The organism is Embleya sp. NPDC127516 (genome assembly GCF_044765325.1).
Taxonomy (GTDB): domain Bacteria; phylum Actinomycetota; class Actinomycetes; order Streptomycetales; family Streptomycetaceae; genus Embleya.
This window is the reverse complement of the sequence record NZ_JBIWJT010000043.1, coordinates 1-15,996: the sequence shown is the minus strand read 5'-3', so window position 1 is coordinate 15,996 and position 15,996 is coordinate 1. Positions and strand designations below refer to the sequence as shown.

General features: G+C 73.2%; 20 protein-coding genes. 1 reads left to right on the top strand and 19 read right to left on the bottom strand.

The annotated features are described in order from the left end of the window. Positions 1-90: 90 nt before the first annotated feature. From ACIRL2_RS45805 to ACIRL2_RS45755, 11 genes are all read right to left on the bottom strand, one after another. Positions 91-801 (bottom strand): hypothetical protein, encoded by a 711-nt coding sequence (locus tag ACIRL2_RS45805; RefSeq protein ID WP_402240796.1) that lies wholly within the window; start codon positions 799-801, stop codon positions 91-93. Positions 802-920: 119 nt separating this feature from the next. Beyond that, a complete protein-coding gene (locus ACIRL2_RS45800; protein ID WP_402240795.1) occupies positions 921-2,441 on the bottom strand; it encodes a transfer protein in 1,521 nt (506 codons plus the stop codon). Then, positions 2,438-3,256 (bottom strand): hypothetical protein, encoded by an 819-nt coding sequence (locus ACIRL2_RS45795; RefSeq protein WP_402240792.1) that lies wholly within the window; start codon positions 3,254-3,256, stop codon positions 2,438-2,440. Before ACIRL2_RS45795 ends, ACIRL2_RS45800 begins: the two co-directional genes overlap by 4 nt. Positions 3,257-3,288: 32 nt before the next feature. Next, the gene (locus tag ACIRL2_RS45790; protein WP_402240790.1) at positions 3,289-3,711 is read right to left on the bottom strand and encodes a hypothetical protein; all 423 of its coding nucleotides are present in this window, start codon (positions 3,709-3,711) and stop codon (positions 3,289-3,291) included. Positions 3,712-3,714: 3 nt separating this feature from the next. Continuing rightward, entirely contained in the window at positions 3,715-6,318 is a 2,604-nt protein-coding gene (locus ACIRL2_RS45785) for a hypothetical protein (RefSeq protein WP_402240788.1), read from the bottom strand. 132 nt (positions 6,319-6,450) lie between these two features. Next, a complete protein-coding gene (locus ACIRL2_RS45780) occupies positions 6,451-6,660 on the bottom strand; it encodes a hypothetical protein (protein WP_402240785.1) in 210 nt (69 codons plus the stop codon). Beyond that, complete coding sequence (locus ACIRL2_RS45775; RefSeq protein WP_402240782.1) at positions 6,657-7,133, bottom strand: hypothetical protein; 477 nt, start codon at positions 7,131-7,133, stop codon at positions 6,657-6,659. Before ACIRL2_RS45775 ends, ACIRL2_RS45780 begins: the two co-directional genes overlap by 4 nt. Before the next feature lie 170 nt (positions 7,134-7,303). Continuing rightward, positions 7,304-8,860: a DUF2637 domain-containing protein gene (locus tag ACIRL2_RS45770; protein WP_402240779.1), complete on the bottom strand. Its 1,557-nt coding sequence runs from the start codon at positions 8,858-8,860 to the stop codon at positions 7,304-7,306. A gap of 141 nt (positions 8,861-9,001) precedes the next feature. Next, on the bottom strand, positions 9,002-9,229 hold the full coding sequence (locus tag ACIRL2_RS45765) for a hypothetical protein (protein WP_402240778.1): 228 nt from the start codon (positions 9,227-9,229) through the stop codon (positions 9,002-9,004). A 61-nt stretch (positions 9,230-9,290) separates the two neighbouring features. Further along, entirely contained in the window at positions 9,291-9,464 is a 174-nt protein-coding gene (locus ACIRL2_RS45760) for a hypothetical protein (protein ID WP_402240775.1), read from the bottom strand. A 177-nt stretch (positions 9,465-9,641) separates the two neighbouring features. Beyond that, positions 9,642-9,824 carry a hypothetical protein gene (locus tag ACIRL2_RS45755; RefSeq protein ID WP_402240772.1) on the bottom strand — a complete coding sequence of 61 codons (183 nt, stop codon included), beginning with the start codon at positions 9,822-9,824 and terminating at the stop codon, positions 9,642-9,644. On the opposite strand from ACIRL2_RS45755, the gene ACIRL2_RS45750 reads away from it, so the two are divergent. Next, complete coding sequence (locus ACIRL2_RS45750; protein WP_402240770.1) at positions 9,823-10,107, top strand: hypothetical protein; 285 nt, start codon at positions 9,823-9,825, stop codon at positions 10,105-10,107. The two genes, ACIRL2_RS45755 and ACIRL2_RS45750, sit on opposite strands and share 2 nt — an antisense overlap. 471 nt (positions 10,108-10,578) lie before the next feature. On the opposite strand, the gene ACIRL2_RS45745 is transcribed toward ACIRL2_RS45750, so the two are convergent. The 8 genes from ACIRL2_RS45745 to ACIRL2_RS45710 all read right to left on the bottom strand — a co-directional run bounded on the left by ACIRL2_RS45745 (position 10,579) and on the right by ACIRL2_RS45710 (position 15,603). Then, positions 10,579-10,965 (bottom strand): hypothetical protein, encoded by a 387-nt coding sequence (locus tag ACIRL2_RS45745; protein ID WP_402240768.1) that lies wholly within the window; start codon positions 10,963-10,965, stop codon positions 10,579-10,581. Between the two features lie 256 nt (positions 10,966-11,221). Continuing rightward, positions 11,222-11,527 carry a hypothetical protein gene (locus ACIRL2_RS45740; protein WP_402240766.1) on the bottom strand — a complete coding sequence of 102 codons (306 nt, stop codon included), beginning with the start codon at positions 11,525-11,527 and terminating at the stop codon, positions 11,222-11,224. Between the two features lie 211 nt (positions 11,528-11,738). Next, positions 11,739-11,993: a WhiB family transcriptional regulator gene (locus tag ACIRL2_RS45735; RefSeq protein ID WP_402240765.1), complete on the bottom strand. Its 255-nt coding sequence runs from the start codon at positions 11,991-11,993 to the stop codon at positions 11,739-11,741. Between the two features lie 234 nt (positions 11,994-12,227). Continuing rightward, positions 12,228-12,371: a hypothetical protein gene (locus tag ACIRL2_RS45730; protein WP_402240763.1), complete on the bottom strand. Its 144-nt coding sequence runs from the start codon at positions 12,369-12,371 to the stop codon at positions 12,228-12,230. A 223-nt stretch (positions 12,372-12,594) separates the two neighbouring features. Beyond that, a complete protein-coding gene (locus tag ACIRL2_RS45725) occupies positions 12,595-13,239 on the bottom strand; it encodes a hypothetical protein (protein ID WP_402240762.1) in 645 nt (214 codons plus the stop codon). 95 nt (positions 13,240-13,334) lie between these two features. Then, a complete protein-coding gene (locus ACIRL2_RS45720) occupies positions 13,335-13,673 on the bottom strand; it encodes a phiSA1p31-related protein (protein WP_402240760.1) in 339 nt (112 codons plus the stop codon). Between the two features lie 101 nt (positions 13,674-13,774). Further along, positions 13,775-14,197, bottom strand: coding sequence for an NUDIX domain-containing protein (locus ACIRL2_RS45715; RefSeq protein ID WP_402240758.1), 423 nt, complete (start codon positions 14,195-14,197; stop codon positions 13,775-13,777). 179 nt (positions 14,198-14,376) lie between these two features. Beyond that, positions 14,377-15,603: a hypothetical protein gene (locus ACIRL2_RS45710; protein WP_402240756.1), complete on the bottom strand. Its 1,227-nt coding sequence runs from the start codon at positions 15,601-15,603 to the stop codon at positions 14,377-14,379. Positions 15,604-15,996 lie beyond the last annotated feature (393 nt).

The following is a 15,996-nucleotide window of genomic DNA, read 5'->3' as shown; positions in this document are numbered from 1 at the left end:
TGGTCGGGGTCGGGTGGGTCGTGCGCCCGCGGCGCCGGCCGCTGCGCCCGGGTATTGGGTGCAGCGGCCGGACCGTGGGGGCAGGGCCGGTCAGTCGGTGAAGCGGGTGCGGTGCCGGTCGGTGTCCGCCGGGAAGAAATCGGCCGGCGGGGCGGAGGGGGCGGTCACGGCCGGGCGGTGCTGGTTGGTGACGGTGTTGAAGACGATCGGGCGAAGTGTGAGGCCCTGCAGGGCGATCACGGAGGCGAGGGTCCAGGCGAGGACGGCGATGGCGGCGGCGATTTCACGGCCGGGCGCGTCGGTGCCCGCCCAGGTCATCGCGGTGGTGGCGGCGCCCCATCCGAGCCAGGTCAGGCGGCCGCCGGTGGATCCCCAGGCGGCCAGGATCAGCGCGACCAAGCCGGTCCACGCCCACAGCGAGAACGTGGTGGCGGCGTCCAGGGGCAGGCTTCGGGTGTGGGTGTCGAGGTAGTGGCGGACCGGGTCGGTGACGGTCAGCAGCAGGTTGCGGGGGAGTGAGCCGGGTCGGGTGTGGTCCTGTCCCCAGTCGCCGATGCCTCCGGCGATCGCGACCAGGACCACGGCGCCGGCCAGGATTCCGACGGTGCCGATGGCGACGCGAATCCAGGAGGCCATGTACCGCCAGCCCAGGTCGGGCGCCTCCCGCAGGTCCCGCAGCCGAGCCGCGAGCGGCCCCTCCGGGCGGCGCACGTGCTGCCACCAGGATTCGCGGGCCGGACTCGGCTGCTCCTGGCTGTCGTTGTCGTCGTCGTGGAACGGGTTCGGGACGTTGTCGGTCACGAGGTTTCCTTCACGGGGTGTACGGGTCGGGTGGGTGGTGCGGCCGAGGCCCGATCGCCGCGCCGTCCCCGGGGTTCGGGGCTGGGGCGGTGATCGGGCCTCGGAGGTGTTCGTCCGGGTCAGGCGAGGGTGTAGACGCCGCGTTCCGGGTTGGCCGTGCGGCCGTTCTTGGTGAGGGTGGTGAGGTTGGTGGCGACGCTGCCAGCGGTCACCTGGTCGCCTCCGTCGTTGTTGACGGCGGCGAGGATGTCCGCGCGGGTGAGCGGCCCGGCCTCCAGGACGCGCAGGATGCGCGCGGCCAGGGTGGGCTTGACGGCGGGCGGCGCGGTCGCGGGCGCGGCCTTCGGCATCCGCAACCGGCCCTTCGCGCCGCCCTTCTTCACGGGCCGGGCTTCGCCGTCCTCCGCGTCGTCACCGTCACCGTCACCGTTGGCGTTGTCGCCGGTGGTGCCGTTGAGTTGGGCGAGCAGGTGGGCGGGGATCTCATCCTCGTGGCGGGCCTCGTACGCCTCTCCGGCCGCTTCCCACGACGCCTGTTCGAGGCGGCGGGGCTCGCCCGGTCCGTACAACTCGACGATGAGCGGGTCCAGGCCGTCGACCGGCACGCGGCTGCCGACCTGGAAAAACCGCATGACGGCGCCGGGCCGGTCGGACCCCAGGAGGTAGGCGGTGCCGGCGGTCGACGACGGCGCCGACGCGTCGTCGTCGACGTCGAACCGGCTGCGCAGCCGCGGGGGTCCGGTGCGCTTGGGGATGACCGCGAGTTGGGTACCGGCGGGCAGGAGCCCGTCGGAGACCAGCGACGCCATCATGCCGCTGCTCCAGCGCAGCAGTACGACCTCGCCTTCCTTGAACATGGCGCGCAGCGTGTCGCTGCCTCCGAGTTCCTCGATGTGTCCGGCCTGCGCCGCCGCGTCCTCTCCGAGACCCACCGACCTGCCCGTGCGGCCGAGTTCCTTGACGAGGAAAGCGGCCAGGTCGCGGTACGGGGCGCCCTTCTCCAGCAGGCGGTTCGCTTCGTCGATGTGGACGATGAGCAGCGGGTCGGGGTCGTTGATGGCGAAGGAGGAGCGGCCCATGGCCGCGTAGCGGCGGGTGCGTTCCTCGATGACGGCCACCGCCGACAGGAGCATGAGGATCGCTCCCTCCTGGGTGGTGGTGTGCCAGTCGACCTGCCCCTTGGCCTCGGGCACGGATTGGCCGCCCTTGAGGTCGGCGAGCCAGGACACGATCCCCGAGCGTTTCTCGGCGGCCAGGCGCAGTTGCAGGCTCCGGGACTTGCCCGCTCCGGTGGTGCCGAACATGACGGACCTTTGTGCGCCGGACCCGGGTTCGTACAGGCGGATCCGGGCGGGGCGGCCGTCGTGGTAGAGGCCGACGGTGATGTAGCCCTGGGCGTCCATCACGAGGTCCTCGCCGACGGCGTACGGCATGTTCGCCAGCGGCGGGTTCCTGTAGACGGTGATCAGGGCGCGGTTGAGGCCGTCGGTCTCGACGGCCAGGCAGGCGGGGTCGGTGACGCCCAGGGCGGAGCACAGGCGCCGCAGGTCGTAGGTGATGATGCCGCCCGCGGGGACTTCGACGGACAGTTCGACGAGGTCGACGTCGGCGTGGACGCCGGGGATGGGGGTGAGGGTCATGACGCGATTTCTCCTGCGGTGGGGTTGTCGGGGGTTTTGGTGGAGCCGTAGCGGATGTCGGTGATGACCGAGCCGGGCATGGCCTTGGAGGCGACGTGCCGCTCCCATCGGGTGTTGATGTCGTCCCGCGCGCGGCGGACGGCGCCGGCGGTGATGTGTTTGCGGCCGGCGCCGCAGCCGGGCACGGGGCCGACTGTGATCAGGTGCATGGGGATGTCGGTGAGCGCGCTGATCCTCGCCACCGGGATGTCGGGGACGGGCATCCCGCGTTCGTCCGCGACGATCTCGGCCTCGAAGTCCTTGGGGCCGTCGACCTGGGGGTATTCGAGGTGGGTTCCGGGGGCGGCGCCGCCCTCGCGGGAGACGGCCGCCGCCCACCAGGCGACCAGGATCTCCTCGGGGGTGGCGGCGAGTTCCAGGGCGGTGGAGGCCGGTTCGGCCTCGCCGCCGGTGGGCGGGATGTCGATCATGAACAGGGCGGTGCGGGCCGGGCGGGCCCACCAGGTCAGCCCGGTCCAGACGGCGGCCGCGACCGCCTCGCCCCAGTGCACGCCGGGGATCAACCGGAACGCGGCCATCTCGGCGAGGAGGAGCGCGGTGGGGGTGAGGTAGACGGTGGTGATCTCGGCCTGGACGCTCTCGCGCCACGGGCGCAGGCTCGCCGCGACCGCGACGCCGGCCGTGCAGGCGACCGCCGGGGCTCCGTAGGCGACGGTGCCCGGGTCGCACATGCCGGCGGTCAGGGCGGCGGTGCCGGCCAGGGTTCCGACCCGGCCCGCCCGGTCGCGGGCCCGGTCGATCGCGTGCTTGAACACGGCGGGACTCTTTCTCCTGGGGATCGTTCGGGTCAGTGGTTGGCGTAGAAGGAGCGGTCGGCCATCGCGACGGGCATGGCCTGGACGGCCTCGGTCACCGGGCCGTAGTCGGCGCGGTGTTCGGCGGCGGTCCGGCGCAGCTGCGTCGACATCTCCTGTGCCTGGGCGACCAGGGACTCGGCCTTGCCGTGGGCGGCGCTCATGCAGGTGGCCGCGTCGCGGTGCTCGCCGACGGTGGACGCGTCCACGCGCAATGCGGCGGCGGTGTCGGCGAGTTGCTTCACGCTCGCTGCGCCGTCGCCGACGGATGCGAACGCGGTGTCGATCGCCTCGGACACGCGGCGCATGCCCTCGGCGGCGTTCTCGAGTTGCTCGATGAGCGAGCCGTAGCGGGTGGCGTCGCCGCCGCCGGTGGCCGCGAGGCTTTGGGCGGCGACGGGAACGAGGTCGGACATGGGCTACTCCTTGTGGTAGTCGGCCTCGGCGGGCGCGCTGTGTCCCAGGTCGCGGGTCCGGTCGGCGGGGGCGCGGTGGCGGGCGGCGGCGTTGTCGCCGGCGGTGCCGATCGCTTCCGACGCGCGGGGCAGCGCGGCCGTCAACTCGTCCGCCGTCGATTCGAGTTGCTCGGCCAGTTCGAGGAGCCGGTGCACGTTCGCGGCGAGCGAGCCGGGGACCTTGCGGGCCTTCACGACGGTCTTGAGGCGCTCCAGGCAGCGGTGCAGCTCCTCGGCGAACTTGACCACCTCACGCGCCTCCGGGACGCGGTCGAGGATTTCCCTGGCGGTGTCGCGGTCGGCGTCGATCAGCTCGTGGATGGTCAGGTCCGAGTCGCCGCCCGGGGCGGCGACGGCGGTCGAGCGTGTGGCGGGCACGGGCATGGGGGCAGTTCCTTTCCTGGCCGGGCCGGCGGTGATGGCCGCCCTGGCCGGCGCGGTGGCGATGGCCGCTCGAGCGGTCGGCGCGGGAGGCGGAGGCGGTGGGTCCCACAGGCGCTCGAGGGCCATCTCGTGGTAGCGGCGCAGGCCGGGCGGCACGACCATCCCCGGGGTGCTCTGCCGTCCCGGCCGCTGCCGGGTGGGGCCGCCCTGGGTGGGGCGGCCCCGGGTGGGGCCGTCCCGGAAGGGGTTTCGGTACGGCCGCTCGGGCTCCTCGAAGGGGGCGTCGGTCTCGTCGAACAGCCGCGCGTGTTCCTCCTGGGTCGGTGTCGCTTCGGTCGGTTCGTGTTCGGGTCGGGGGTTCTCGGCTTGCGTCGCCGGCTTGGGCGGCGGCGTGCTCTTCGGGGCCTCCTTGGGCTTCGGTTTCGGGGCCTGCCTGGGTGGGCGTTGCCTTCTCGGCGGCACCACCCCCGCCAGGTCCACCCTCGGTGGGGTGTTCTCGGCGCCCCGCTTCCCGGGGATCGGGTACTTGGGTTCGTGGGCCCGCGCGGCCGCGTACTTGGTCGGCCGGTCCCTGAGGCCCCGGTTCATGGCGGTCGCGCCGCCGCCGGGGCGGTCGGTCGCGGTCCGGGTGCGCAGGGCGCGTACGCGGGCCTTGATCCGCGCCCACCGGGGCCACCCGCGCGGGGCGACGTCTGCGGCGCGCTGCCGGCTCCTTCGGGCGGCCTTGCCCACGATCGACCTGGCCCACCGGGCCCTGCCGCGAGCCCTGCGCGAACCCTTCGGGGGATTCGGGGCCATCTCGCCCTCGGGCACGCCCAGCCGTCGCCGGTACCTGCTCTCGACTGCCAGGCCGCCGGTCCACCCGCGGTACCGCTTCGCCGCGCGCTCCCGGAGCGCGGCGGCCTGCTTCGCCCTGCGGCTCTTGGGCGCCCCCTTGGGGGAGTTGCGCACGGGCTCGTCGGGCCCCTCCCGGTGCCGGCCCCGGGTCTTCGGGGTCGGTGGCCTGCGCGGCGGCCGTCCCTTCGAGGCCTGCGCCGTCTTCGGCTTCGCTGCCTTCGGCGGGTTCGCGCCGGGGCGGTCCCCGCCCTGGGTGTTCGTCGCGCCCTTGACCCGGGACTTCCCGAGCGAGGGACCGGACTTCGGGCGTACGCGATCGCGCCCGCGACCGCCGCTCCCGCGCCCGGGTCCGGCCGCATCGGCTTTCTTGGGCGTGCCGTTCGCGGGGTCCTTGCCGGCCGAGGCCTTGGGGGCCTTGTCCGGGGGGTCTTTGGGCGGCTTGGGTTTGCGGACCGGGCCGCCGAGGGCAGCGCGCGGACCGGAACTCCGGCTCCCGCGCGGGCCGCCGGGCCCGCCCGGCTTCCCCGGCCCCGGGCCCGACCTGCCGCCGGTCGCGGCGCCCGAGGCGGCCCCGGAACCGGAAACGCGGCCGCCGGGCCCCGGCTTGGTCGCACGCCCGGTCTTGGCTCCGACCGGCGAGCCCGATTTCGATCCGGGAGCCCGGCCCGGGTTCCCCAAGCCTCCGGGGCCCGACGTCCCGCCGATGCCCCGTCCCGGGGGCTTGCGTCCCGGGCCCGACGCAGGCCCGCCGGAGCGGGAAGTCGAAGGACCGCCGGTCCCCGACGGCCGCCGCGCCGACCCACCGCCACCGGCTTCGCGACGCTTGAGCTTCGCCGCCAACGACGCGGGGGAGAGCAGGCTCTTCGCCTTGCCGTCGGCCTTGCCGTCGTTCCTGGCGTTGGCCTTGGCCTCGCGCCGCTCCTCGGTCTTGGCCTTCAGCCACCCGGTGACGTGATAGGTGCCGCGCAGCGCGGCGACCGAGACCCCGGCGACGGTGACCACCGACATCGCCGCCAGGTCACGCCCCGCCTCGCCCAGGCTCCCGGACGAATCCGCGGCGCCGGGTGCGGCCGCGCCGGCGGAGGATTCCGCCGGTCCCGTGCCGGTGGGCAGGGGAGTGGGCAGCACGGCGGGCTGCCGCATCAACCGGCCACCGCCGCGCAGCATCGGCCATACCCGCGCCTCCGGTTCGGGGGGCTCGGGCGGGGTGTCGGCGGGTTCGGACGACGGCGTCGGGGGCGTGTCGATCGAGGGCCGCAGACCGATCTGTGGGAAGTTGACGACGTTGTTGGGAACGCCCGCGCCGGGGGGTTCGGCAGGGGTGTCCCGGTCGTCGGAGTCGCTCATTTCCCCTCCTCTCGAAGTTGACGGACAGTGACCGGTGTGAGAGCCTCGCGCGCGCACGTCGCGCGCGCAGGTTGGGCCCCGGGAAACCGGAGCCGGGGGGTTGTCGTTGACGTTGTCGTTGACGTTCTCTCGTCACGCCTCGTGTTCGCGGCACCAGGTGTCGAGGGCCCGCGCGAGCGAGTACCAGACCTGTTTGTCGCCGCGTTCCTCGGCCTTGACGCCGGCCGACTTCGCGCGGTCGATCATCACCTCGGCGAGTTCCTTGTCGCTCTTCGCGGCCTTCTGCCGGCCGTTCCAGTGCTCGGCCCGCCGCACCCGCTGCTGCTCCTCCGTACGGCTCATTTCGACCCCTGCGGGAACAGGTCGAACGCGGGGACCTCGGCGTCCGGCGAGGCGAGTTCCTCCCGCACCGGACGCCCGGGCGCCTGCTCGACCGACGGCCGCTGGGCGCGTCGCGCGGTGTGCAGTTCCTTCGCCGCCGCCCGCTGCGCCGCCTTTTCCGCGCGGGCCTTGGGGAGTTCGACGTATACGCGCCGGTGGGTGGCGTCCAGCTGCTTGGCCAGGGCCACCACCGCCTGCGTGTGACGCTCCATCCCTCGCAGGAGTCGCGCAACCTGCCAGGCATGGAACCGGGTCTGCGCCGCGTTGTCGCCGGGCATCGGATCGGCGACCAGGTCGCCGTACACCTCGGCCGCCAGGCTGCGGAACTCGCCCTTGTGCGCCCGAAAGATCAGCCGTACCTGCTCGGTGTAGACCGCCATGCCCCCCGGCTGCAGCAGCACGTCGGAGGTCCAGTAGGGCTGGTCGTCAGCCATGGGAAGAGTCCCCTTCTCGGTGGATCGGATGAACGGCACACGGCTCGGGCCGCTGCCGGATTCGGTGTTCGGATGAAAGGCTTGGTGCGGCGCACGGCGCCTTCGCCCGCCCCCGAGGCGATAGCTGCGTCTCGGGGGCCGGCGGAACCGTCGGCAACGCGTTCTTCGGGTCAGGCCGGGACCGTTTCGGAGAGTCCGAGGAGCTTTCGGGCGCGCTTGCGGCGGTCGTGCGCGGTGGTGACGGACACGCCGAGGCTTTCGGCGATGGCCTCCAACGTGAGCGCGTCGTCGCCGAGTTCGCGGATCATGTCGGCGACCCGGCGGACGTCCCTTTCGGTCGGCGTCATGCGGGCTTCGGCTTCGAGCTCCGCGGCTTTCGCCTCGGCCGCCGCGGCGTCCTGGCGGTCGCGGGCGATCCGCAGTTGCGCGGCTGCCCACTCGGCCTCGCTGTCGGCGGCCTTCGCCCTGCTTTCGGCCTCGGCACGTTCGCTTTCGGCGGCCCGCGCCCGGCTTTCGGCAGCCTCCTCGGCCGCCTTCGCCGCCTCGGCCTCGGCCCGCTCGCGCTCCGCCTCGGCGGCTGCCTCACGGGCGCGGGCCTCGGCGGCCTCCGCCGACTCCAGCGCCTTCGCCTCCAGTTCGGCGCGCAGCCTGTCGGCGTCCCACCTGAGCTGCTCTTCCTCCGCCTCACGGCGCGTACGGGCGGCCTCCGCCTCGGCCTCCGCCGCGATCCGCGCGACGTCCGCCTGAGCCCGGGCTTCCCGCAGGCGAAGCTCCTCCTCGGCTCGCCGAAGCTCGGCCGAAGTCGCGTTCTGCGCCTCGGTTCGCGTGAGGGCGAGCTGTCCTTCCGCGCGGATCGCGGCGGCTTCCGCCTCCAGGTGCGCGGTGCGGATCCGGGCCTCGCTTTCGACTCGGCGAAGCTCGCTCTCGGCTTGCCGAAAGCGTTCACGCTCGGCCCGAAGGCGCTCGCGCTCGGCCGCGTCGGCCGGCACGTCCAAGGCCTCGTCGACCGAAAGTCCGAAGCGCGCGAGGCGAATCGGCAGGAGCGCGTCCGAAGGTGCCGTGCGGCGCCACTTCTTGCCGTGTTCCTTGCGGAGCATCTGCCGATAGACCAGGCGCTCCTGGTCGCGTCGCAGCGCCATCTCGTAGGAGGGGATCTCCCACAGCGTCATCTGCCGCGCGATCCGCGCCGAGGCGATCGGCGAGAGCAGACGGCGGGACAGCCGCACGCCCTCCATGCGTTCGCGCTCGTCCGCCTCGCCGATGTGCGAGGCGTACAGGTGGGCTGCGATCTCGGAGAAGACGACCCACAGGCTCGCGAGGACCGCGTGGCCCAGCTGCGCGGGCAGCGACACCGACGACGCCCAGTTCAGCCAGATCGTCACCCCCGCACCCGCGCGCGGCACCCACGCCACCCATGCCAGTCGCCGCCCGGAGCGGATCAGCAGCAGGTTGACCAGGGAGAAGCCGAGGATGCTCAGGTCGATGCCGATCGGCAGCATCCACGGGTCGGTGAACGCCCAGCCGCCCTCGGACAGCGGCGCGGCGGCCTTGGCCTCCACGGCGCTGTAGGAGGAGACCAGACCGAGCCCGGACACCCCGCCCGCGAGCGTGACACACAGGACCAGCAGCCATCTCTCGCCGCGCGAGAACGGCTTCGGCCGCCTCTTGCCCTTCTTCTCCCGGTCCGGGAGCGGATCGGGTACCGGGGTAGTGGTGGGGGTGAGCATGACGTACTCCGTTTCCGAGGACGAGAAAATGGGTGGACCGGTGGAGCCGGAAGCTCCCGGTTTGGCCGGCTCTCCTCACCGCCGCGACCCGGGAACCGGGGGCGCGGCGGATCGGGCAACCGTCAGCCGTGGGCTGCGTGGTCAGCGGGCGGCGCGGCGCGGGAGCCGCGCAGCGCAATCGGTGGCGGAGGGGTGGGGGTGGTCGCCGCACGGGTAGTGCGGCGAGGTGCGGCCGCAGCGGCAGGTGGCGTCCGGTGTGTCGGTGTCGGGGCGGTCTCGAGAGACGGGGCAGCCGAACAGCACCCACACGACGAACCACAGGCCAGTGGCGAGGAACAGCCACATCAGGGCGATCAGGACGTAGGTCATCGGTGTTCTTCTCCGGTCGGGATCGACGGTGGATGGGTGGCACGCGGCGGCAGGGCGGAGGTCACACGGCCCGGCGCGTGTCGCGGGCCCGGCCCTCGGTACCGGCGCCGGGCATGCCCTCGAAGAACTCGATCGGGATACCGAGCAACGCCTGGAGACGGCCGGCCATCGCGGCCGGAGTGGTGGCGGGGAGCGGGGTATCGATGTGTCGGGAAGCGGGCATGCTGGTGTCCACGGTGATCTCCTCTGATTACGGTGGTGTTCGCCGCGCGGGCCCGGTGCGTCCTTGGTCGGTCGCCGGGCCCGCGATCTTCGCCCCGTACACCGGGCGTCCTGGTCGGCCGGGACCATCCCGGCCCGGCCCAGTCCTCGGCATCCGCCGGGCCGGGGCGCAGCGGGTCGGGTCGTGTGCCTAGCGGGTACTGCCGTCGGACATCAGGCAGTGGAACGTGTGCACCGGCAGCTTCCCGTCGCGGATCCTCACCAAGAGACCGAGCGCGGCGTCCTGATCGCGCGCGCCGTCGCTGTAGGGCTTGTACTCCTTGCGGCCGTCGGGGTGCACGATGGTGATCCGGCGGATGGTGGGCTGTGCCATGGCTACTCCTGGCCAGATCGTCGGCGGGGAGGGTGTGTCGGGTCTTGGGGGCTCCGTGGGTGGCGTCGGGTCGGGCGGTGAGCCGGCGCAGGAAGCGCAGGCACGCTTGGCAGGTGGGCGGGTCGCCGCTGTCGACGTCGTCGAACACCTGGAGGTCTGCGGCTCGGCTGGGGGTCCAGCACAGGACGCGGCGGGCGTCCCGGTGGAGCCGGCCGGCGGTGAGGGGGTCGAGGAGGTACACGTGGTCGACGCCTTGCCGGTAGCCGTCGAGGTGTCGGTGTGAGGTGTAGTTGTGGCGGGCCTCGACCCGGACACCGTGGCGGTCGAGCATCACGCCGGCGGCGGTCGCCCAGTCCTGGGCGAGGCGGGCGTGTTCCACGGCGGCGGCGGTGCGGCGTGCGTCCTCCTGCGCCCGGTACCGGGCCAGAGCCGCGGCGGCCCTCGGGGGCTCGGGCGGTGTCGGCTCGGCCTGAGCGGCGAGGTGGAGCGTGTAGCGCTCGGTCCAGGTGATCGAGCGGGGGCCGGTGTACGGGCGGCCGAGGATGGCGGCGACCCATTCGGCGTTGGGGATCGGCTCGTTCAGGATCCGGGGGTTCACGAACGGGCCGGCCTCGTGGCGTGCGCGGTCGTGTAGGGCGGTGATCTGTTCGGGGGTCAGGTGGGTGGCCCGGTGGTCGGTGGCCACGGGTCCTCGTTTCGGCGTGGCTGCGGGGGTGGGCGTGCCCGGTGGGGGTCGGGCACGCCCGGGGGTGGGTCAGGCCGGGCGCGGCCGGGCGTGGTGTTCGAGGCGGCGGTGGGCGGTGTCGGCGGCGGTGAGCGCGGCGTCGAGGTAGAGGCCCTTGAGGAGGCGCGCGGGGAGGTTCTGCTCGCGGTGCCAGTGCCAGGCGGGCGCCATGCGGCCGGCGGCCGAGATCCACACGTCGTTGGCGTGCGGGGTGCGGGAGAGCCACCCACGGTCGAGGAGGAGGCGGGCGGCGGCGGGCGGGATGCTCCAGATCTCGCCGGCGGAGATGGTTGCGGCGCCGTTCTTGTCGACCTCGACGCGGGCGCGGTCCTCGCGGTGGTCGATCAGTTCCAGGTCGAGGAATTGGCGGGTGGTGAGGGTGCGGGGGGTCACGACGACGTCGAGTGTGCGGACCATTCTGGTGGTTTCGGTGGGCGGCCGGACGTCCACCTCAAGGGGTTGTGCGCTCCGGTTCTCCATGCCGCTGCGACGCCCGACGTGGCGGGGGCACAGCGGCGTGGGCAGCCGTCGGCCGAGGGGCCGATGCGCGGTGTTGGGGTTCAGCCCTGCTCCTCGTCGTTGCGATCGACGGGGGCGTAGAGGATGAAGGGGATGCTCACGAGCATGGCCACGACGATCACGGCCCAGACGATCGCGAACACGACGTCGGCGCTCACGCGGCACGGTCCATGTGATCGGTACTCAGTTCGGGCGAGGCGACGATGATCAGAGCCGTGTCCAGGGCCGGTTCGCGGCCGCGCATCACGGTGTTCATCAGGGCGGGGGCGCGGACGGCGAGGTAGGGGTCGACGTCGAGCAGGTCGCGGGCCCGGCCCTCGGTACCGGTGCCGGGCATGCCCTCGAAGAACTCGATCGGGATGCCGAGCAGTGCCTGGAGGCGGCCGGCCATCGCGGCCGGAGTGGTGGCGGGGGGTGGGGCGTCGATGCGTCGGGCGCCGGGCCCGGGCAGGGTGTTCACGGTGACTCCTCAGTGGTGTCGGGGTGTTCGCCGGGTCGCGGGTCGGTGATTGGGTCACCGGCCCGCGACGTACTTCGGTCGGGTGTCGGTGGGCGCGTGTCGCCGGGGCGGGAGGGACCGGGGCGGGTCGGACCGCCGGGGCGCGGCGGTCGGTGCCGCCGGATCCCTTTCGATGCCGTCGTCCTGGTGGCCGCCGCCGGTAGCCGACGGGTCAGGCCGCGGCGCGGGCGCGGTTGCGGGCGGCGCGGCGCTTGAGCGCGCGGCGCTCGTCCTCGCTCAACCCTCCCCACACGCCCGCGTCCTGGCCGGACTCCAGCGCCCAGCCCAGGCACTGCTCCATCACGGGGCAGCGGCGGCACACGGCCTTCGCCTCCTCGATCTGGAGCAGGGCGGGGCCGGTGTTGCCGAGCGGGAAGAACAGCTCCGGGTCTTCGTCACGGCAGGCAGCGACGTGGCGCCAGTCCATGGAGTACCTCTCCGGCCGCGGCGGGCGCGGCCTGTGTCGTGGGTGCGGTGATCGGTACGTGCACGGGGCCGTGCCACCGAACTCCGGTGACACGGCCCCGAGGGCGGGCGGTTCAGCGGGCGGCCATCTGCGCGCGGGCCAGGGCGTCGGCCGCGCGTTCGGCGGCGGCCAGGGCCGCCGCGGCCTTGGCGCGCAGACGCTCCAACTCGGCCATGTCCTCGTCGCTCACGGCCGTCACCGCTTCTCGGTCCGGCGGCGCTCGGCGTCCTCACGGACCCGGCGCAGCGCCTCGTCGAAGTCGATCCGGCCGCCGTCTCGGGAGCTGTCGGCAGGCCGGGAAGGGGGCGGGGGGTTGTCATTCGATACGATGCGGTTCACAGGCAACTTCCTTTCAGTTGGCGCCTGTTCGCGGTCGTCGGGGGTCCATCCCGGCGACCGCTTTGCGTTTCGGCACGAACGGCCGCGACAACCGGCACCCGCGCGGGGTGTCGGTTCTCGTGGGCATTGGTGGCGAGGGCAACGCCCGGGCGGGTGGTGTGGTCACCGCCCGGGCGCGCAATCGAGAGGCATGCCGAGGTCGGCCGGCAGGGGTTGTGGGTGGTCAGACCAGGAGTTCCCAGGACGACAGCGGTTCGGAGCTGAACGCACGGGCGCGTCGGCGGGCGAGGTGCGTGTTGAGTTGCTCGGCGGTGGCGACGGGCATCTCGGTCGCGGTCTCGGCGACCGCGAGGGTGAAGGTGTTCGCCGCGCTGTTTGCGGCGGCGTGCCAGATCAGGCGGATACCGGGGGCCAGGTGCATGCTCGCGCCTTGGTGGTGGCCCTGCCACAGATGCGCGTTGCCCAGCCACACGTCGCCGGCGTCGAGGTGAATGTGTGCGGCGTAGGCCGCCTCGCGCTCCGTGCGGACGTTCTCGTCGGCTTGGGCGACTGCTTCCATCCGGACGCACGCCTGGGTCAGTTCGGTCTCGTCCGAGGTGGTGTGGTCGGTGCGTGAGCGTCGGCGGTGCAGCGCGGCCGAGGCCCTGATGGAGGCCTCGTCGAGGATGATCGCGAAGTAGATGCCGGTGATGCCGGCGAGCGCGATCCGCAGCAGCAGGGGCGGGTGCAGGTTGCCGACCGCGGCGTAGCCGACCAGGGCGCCGCCGGCCCCGCCGGTGAGGACGGGGCCGTGGTCGCGGGCCGTTGCGAGGACCGTGGACAACGCGGCGTGAAGCCGGGCCAGGGTCTGGGTCTTGATGGTGGTCACGTTGCCGCTCCTCTATAAGGGGCGGGCCTGCGGGTGGTCCCGAGGCTCCCCGCCGCTCCCGCGCTCGAGGCGGGGGCGACAGGCAACCTGGGGGCTCACGCGGTGGGGTGCAGCGGGCCGTAGGCCGCGATCACCGAGACGAGCGGGATCGGCGCCCCGTACGAGGGGCCGTCGGTGCGCATCAGCGGTTCGCTGCGCTGGGTCCAGCCGCAGCAGGTCCAGCAGCGCCCGCACGCGTCGACCAGCGGCACGGTCACGTCGTACTCGCGGCCGGCGCAGCGCGGGTGGGTCAGGGTGGTGACGGCGCGCTCGACGTAGTCGGCCAAAGTCAGCGTGCCGGGCCGGGACCCGGCGTCGAGGTCGCCGTACTCCGCCTCCGCGCGGGCCAGGGCCAGTTGGGCGACCGAAATCTGCGGAACGGTCTGCGTGTTCATCGTGGGCTTCCTCTCCGAACGTTGGTTCTCTGCGGGACGGGCGTGGCCGAGCCCCGTCCGCGTCGTGCATGCGGGCGGGGCTCGGTGGGCGGGGCGTGTGGTCAGGCGACGGCGGCGCTGATGATGTCCGCGTGGTCGAACGCGAGCTGCGGCAGAGCGTCGACGGGCCACCAGCGGGCGGCGGTCGCGTCGTCCCCGGCCCGGGCCTGGGTGCCTGCGGGGACGATGACGGCGTATGCGAGGGTCACGTACCGGCCGCGCGGGTCACGGCCCGGCCGGTGGAACGCGCGGACCTCGCGCAGTTCGGCGGGAAGCACCCTCACGCCGGTCTCCTCCAGGAGTTCCCTCGCCGCCGCCACGTCGCCGTCCTCTCCCTCGTCGACGTGTCCGCCGGGCAGCGCCCACGCACCTGCGTAGGGCTCCCAGCCGCGCTCGATGAGCAGCACCAGGCCGTCCGGCGTCGTGACGACGACGTCGGCGGTGAGACGGATGCTCTCGGGTGTCTCGATCTCGGTCTCGGTCATGCGCGGCCCTTTCAAGTGATGTCCTGAGCGCGTCGGTGGTCCGGCGCTCTCGATCGTGTCCCGCCCGCGCGGTGCGGGCGGGACACGATCGGCAACTCCGGTGCCGAAGTGGCGGGTTGGCATGCGACGCCCCGCCCGCATGGTGCAGTGCGGGCGGGGCGTGGTCGCTGAGTGTGGTGTCAGGCCTGGTGGTGGGCGAGGATCGCAAGGACCTGGCCGACGGTGTCGGGGGTGATCGTGGTTTCGATCCGCGTTGAGCTCTGCGCGACGGCGAAAATCTGCGGGTCCGCGTGCCAGACCAGGCGCAGGCCGGGGGCCAGCGGCATGCTCGCGCCACCGCGGCGGTGGGCCTGCCACCGAGCTTCGTCGGACAGCGGTTCACAGTCGGGGCCGAGGTGGGCGAGGACCTTGTAGGCCATGCCCAGCGGCTCGATCGGGATGTCGTGCTCGGTGGGCGCGCCGCCTGCGGGGAGTTGCTCGCGGTCGTCGTCCACGCGCCGGGTGGCCGGCCCGACCCGGGCCCACTGCTCCGCGCGGCGTTCGGGGAACATCTTGGCCTGGTACCGGTCGAACGCCGCGTCCTGCTTGGCCGTCCGCTCGCGGACCTGCTTGCGCTGTGGTTCCTCGTGCCGCAGGCGGGCGGTGAGGGCGGCGAGCCGTGTGCCGTCGATGCAGTGGGCGGTGCCGGTGCAGGCCGCGCAGCGCCGGCGGTGGGCCTTGTAGGTCTCGCGGGCAGCCTCCGCGCTCGGTACGGGCGGAAGTACGTGCATCACGGCCGGGGCCACCGGGACCACGGGCTTGGGCAGCACCTTCGTGGCGCGGCGGGAGCCGGCCGACGGGATCGCCTCGTCCAGGCGTTGTCGAGCTGCGGCGGCGGCGAAAGCGAAGTGGAGCGCACCGATGAGGGGTCGGGCCGTCGGGCACCGCGTGGTGTCGGTGCACGTCGCGCACCCATCGCGGTGGGCGGTGTAGGCCCGGTACGCCGGCTCCGGGGTGCGGGTGCGCCGGGCGGCCCGCGCCTTGGCCTTGTGCAGTGCGCGGGTGTCGCACCCGGACTGCGTCGGGGCGGACTCGGCCCGGTGTCGCTCCCACACTTCGAGCGCGGTGGCGAAGTCGGCCAGGTCGAGATCGAGGAGGCGGTTGGTCCCGCAACACGTCCGCGGCCCGGGAGAGCCAGCGGGCTCCGTGTGGTGCGGCACGAGCACGAACGTCGCGGTGCCCCGCACGGGCGTGATCGGGCACCAGGTGTTGCAGTCCGGGCATTTCAGCGATGGTGTCGTCGGGTGGTCCAGGTCCATCCGGTGCGGGTCCACGGTCGACAGAGCGAGCGCGGCGCGCTGGCTGATGTTCTTGGTACGGGTCCGCTTCGGCCGCTTCCGGGCCACGGTGGTAGGTGCAGCATTCATCACGTGAACTCCCGGCAGGTGAAGGGGGTTTGGTGCAACGTGGTGTCGCGGTTCGCGGTGCTCTCTCCGCCTACCAGGGCCATCGGGAAGTCCCGAGGTCCTGGAAGACGGACAGCGCATCAACGCTGTGTGTCCTGCGTGCCGGTAGTCCGGGCGGTTTGTTTGTGCTACCGCTCCTGGCCGCTAGCGCAGCGACTACCTGCCGTGCATCGGTGCTGATACGGGGACCGAAATCCCACTCCCGGCGCCACCCCGAGTAGCGAGTGCCGCGTCGGACAGCCAGCCGCATGGTGTTCTCAGAAGCCGTTGTCATACCGAACTTGGCGTCGGGTTATAGGACTTGGGTTCTCGTTGGAGTGGTCTCGGCGCTGAGAGCGCATGAAAGCAGGGCCT

Bases quoted from the DNA above. Each gene is read 5' to 3' on its own strand.
- ACIRL2_RS45800 (WP_402240795.1), bottom strand. From the start codon at position 2,441: ATGACCCTCACCCCCATCCCCGGCGTCCACGCCGACGTCGACCTCGTC.
- ACIRL2_RS45790 (WP_402240790.1), bottom strand. From the start codon at position 3,711: ATGTCCGACCTCGTTCCCGTCGCCGCCCAAAGCCTCGCGGCCACCGGC.
- ACIRL2_RS45785 (WP_402240788.1), bottom strand. From the start codon at position 6,318: ATGAGCGACTCCGACGACCGGGACACCCCTGCCGAACCCCCCGGCGCG.
- ACIRL2_RS45780 (WP_402240785.1), bottom strand. From the start codon at position 6,660: ATGAGCCGTACGGAGGAGCAGCAGCGGGTGCGGCGGGCCGAGCACTGG.
- ACIRL2_RS45775 (WP_402240782.1), bottom strand. From the start codon at position 7,133: ATGGCTGACGACCAGCCCTACTGGACCTCCGACGTGCTGCTGCAGCCG.
- ACIRL2_RS45770 (WP_402240779.1), bottom strand. From the start codon at position 8,860: ATGCTCACCCCCACCACTACCCCGGTACCCGATCCGCTCCCGGACCGG.
- ACIRL2_RS45765 (WP_402240778.1), bottom strand. From the start codon at position 9,229: ATGACCTACGTCCTGATCGCCCTGATGTGGCTGTTCCTCGCCACTGGC.
- ACIRL2_RS45750 (WP_402240770.1), top strand. From the start codon at position 9,823: ATGGCTACTCCTGGCCAGATCGTCGGCGGGGAGGGTGTGTCGGGTCTT.
- ACIRL2_RS45755 (WP_402240772.1), bottom strand. From the start codon at position 9,824: ATGGCACAGCCCACCATCCGCCGGATCACCATCGTGCACCCCGACGGC.
- ACIRL2_RS45745 (WP_402240768.1), bottom strand. From the start codon at position 10,965: ATGGTCCGCACACTCGACGTCGTCGTGACCCCCCGCACCCTCACCACC.
- ACIRL2_RS45735 (WP_402240765.1), bottom strand. From the start codon at position 11,993: ATGGACTGGCGCCACGTCGCTGCCTGCCGTGACGAAGACCCGGAGCTG.
- ACIRL2_RS45720 (WP_402240760.1), bottom strand. From the start codon at position 13,673: ATGAACACGCAGACCGTTCCGCAGATTTCGGTCGCCCAACTGGCCCTG.
- ACIRL2_RS45715 (WP_402240758.1), bottom strand. From the start codon at position 14,197: ATGACCGAGACCGAGATCGAGACACCCGAGAGCATCCGTCTCACCGCC.
- ACIRL2_RS45710 (WP_402240756.1), bottom strand. From the start codon at position 15,603: ATGAATGCTGCACCTACCACCGTGGCCCGGAAGCGGCCGAAGCGGACC.